The organism is Acinetobacter sp. ABJ_C5_2 (genome assembly GCF_044538485.1).
GTDB classification, from domain to species: domain Bacteria; phylum Pseudomonadota; class Gammaproteobacteria; order Pseudomonadales; family Moraxellaceae; genus Acinetobacter; species Acinetobacter nosocomialis_A.
This window is the reverse complement of record NZ_JBIUCS010000064.1, coordinates 1-2,513: the sequence shown is the minus strand read 5'-3', so window position 1 is coordinate 2,513 and position 2,513 is coordinate 1. Positions and strand designations below refer to the sequence as shown.

The following is a 2,513-nucleotide window of genomic DNA, read 5'->3' as shown; positions in this document are numbered from 1 at the left end:
GTCTAATAAATTATACAAAACAGAATTCCTTAATTAGGTTTAGAATAAAAAATATGACCATCCGCACATCTCATATAAAATTTAATATAGCTTAAATTATTCTAAACTTTTCTTACGAAATTGTTTAAAGTACTTCTTCGATGTCTTAAATCTGTTCTTATGTAACATGTTAGAATGAATGGGATTTTGGCAGATATTGACGAATCAGACCATTGGTAATTTGATTACTTATATCTCTTAATTTAACATTATGTTATCCTTAAAGGAAAGTACTATCCATTATTTTAGCTAGAATCAGAGAGCTAAATTGATAAATAAAAGCCCAAATACTGATGATTTGGGCTCGATATTTCACCTATAAATTATATATTCCAGATTAATCTTTTTCGGCTAAGGGAAGCAGCGCTAGTTCCAACTCTTCAAGGAAAGTGTTATGAGAGAAAGTTGTTCGCTCACTTCTTTCTTCCAATGATCCCAATTCATTATGGATATCATTTAGATCTATTTTTTCTTCAGCCCGTGCTGTACTGATATAACGTGAGATATTCAAATTGAAGCCGTTTTTCTCAATCTGCCTGATCCCAAGTCTTCATTTATTTTCCTTTCACATGGTTTCTTATCGTATTAGTGCCTTCATTCCTCTTCAAAAATATCAAATGAATGTAAATTTATATTATCCAAACTCGCCAATTGTTTTTTCATAAACTCATACTTACTTTGTTTTTCTTTATTTTTTCCATTTAAAAAGCCCAATTTCAAAATAGTTTCTATTCCATCGTCATTTATTTGCTGATCACCATTAGGTAACTTATTTTGCAATATTTTAAAATTATCACATAATAATCCCTCATAAAAGTAATAATTTCCCAAATAATCGCTGCTATGTTCAATAAAAGAAGTATCAAATTTTTTTTCAAAAATTCTAACTAAATCAATTGGATTTAAGTTTGTCGTATATGCTAAAAAAAAACTTTTTTTCATTTTACACCTTACATACAATTTGCTGGAATTCTTGTACCTTCCGCTTTAGCTTTGGCATTTTCTGGACTATCAAACCGTCCTCCCGCGAGTTTTGACATCTTTTGAAGTACACCATTAGTACCTAATTTATTTGCTTCGACTGAGTTTATCTCAATAGATAATGTACGATTACCTTTTGCTAAACCCATTTTTTGCTTTTTCAAATAATTCTGGTTGAATCACAGCTATATCAAAATCCCTTACTCTTCCATCATCAAAAGCTTTACCCGTCTCAAAACTTCTACCACTATGTGCACTTCATTGCATATATATCGTCGCACCTTTAAATCCTAATTTAGAAAACCTGCCCGCATCGCTTGTCCAAACCGCTTTAATTGACCAAAGCTTTTAAAGCCTTTTGGTATTTGTTGACAGCTAAATCCTAGTGGATCAAGCCATTCTGTAGGACTTGGCGCATAAGCATAATCATTACTCCCCCAGCAACCCAACTGGATCTTTACTTACAAACCATCCCACATAAGGCGAGTAATAACGATAACGATTGTAATGAAGTCCTGTTTCCTCATCATCTCCACCTAATTAATCCAATCGAGTCTTTGTAAATAAAATGCCCTACATAATAATTTCATTATTTACAAAGGTATATCATTTAAAGCTTCATATAGTTTAGTTTTAACAATATCATCTGGTATATTAATTACTTTAAGCAATGTAAAAGCCCAATCTAAACTATCACCTACATCCTCAGAAGGTGATTTGGTCCATAAAGGTATAATAGAAAACTTTAGTTCAGGCTCACTATTAATATTAAAGTCAATATATTTCTCTTCCATATATTTTATTATTTTTACTCTTCTATTAATTATCTCTTTTTCATCAATATTGCTTTTGCTATCAAACCAGAATGACTTAGCTTTTTGAATAGACTCTATAATATATTCTGAATTAATATTACTTAATAAAGGTATTATTTTATAGCAAAATTTTATGTATACAAAATATGCTTGCTCTAGTTCCAAATCATATAATTGGTCTATCAAATCATCCAAATCTTAATTCTCCCACTATTATATACTTTAAAAAAATTTATTAAAGATTACCACTTAAATTAAGTAGTAAGAAAAACAATGATCATCTTTGATAATTATTTACCTTTTGCACTTATTACAAATAAAGATCTACTCCTTTAAAATTATTTTATCAATTTCATTTTTTATAATTATCTTTTCTTCTTTTTTTAAATTAGTATATCTTTCAAAAAAATCTACCCCTAACACTCTTGCAGATCCATTTAAATAGATCTCTTCTATATCCTCTTTATTTATATCATCTACTTCATGGCAACCATTTATAAACTTATTATCAAAATTTATATAGATATTACCAAAAAAATCATTTTGGAAATCAATTGAAAAAATATATTCCTCCTTATCTTCATCTTTTTTTGATAAAAAAGAAAATCCTGAAAAACCGCCTTTAAACAGATTCATATTTTCCTGCACATAATCATGACAACAAGCTATATCATAAAT

At 29.0% G+C, this 2,513-nt stretch carries 2 protein-coding genes and 2 pseudogenes; all 4 read right to left on the bottom strand.

The features are described 5' to 3' along the window. Positions 1–633: 633 nt before the first annotated feature. A complete protein-coding gene (locus ACH8JV_RS19200) occupies positions 634–981 on the bottom strand; it encodes a hypothetical protein (protein ID WP_396523227.1) in 348 nt (115 codons plus the stop codon). 419 nt (positions 982–1,400) lie between these two features. Beyond that, positions 1,401–1,548: pseudogene (locus ACH8JV_RS19195) on the bottom strand (RHS repeat-associated core domain-containing protein); the annotation flags it as partial. 65 nt (positions 1,549–1,613) lie between these two features. Continuing rightward, a complete protein-coding gene (locus tag ACH8JV_RS19190; RefSeq protein WP_396523225.1) occupies positions 1,614–2,030 on the bottom strand; it encodes a hypothetical protein in 417 nt (138 codons plus the stop codon). A gap of 129 nt (positions 2,031–2,159) precedes the next feature. Beyond that, positions 2,160–2,513, bottom strand: a pseudogene (locus tag ACH8JV_RS19185) (hypothetical protein); the annotation flags it as partial.

Excerpts from the sequence above, each read along its gene's own strand:
- ACH8JV_RS19200 (WP_396523227.1), bottom strand. The coding sequence starts at position 981 with ATGAAAAAAAGTTTTTTTTTAGCATATACGACAAACTTAAATCCAATT.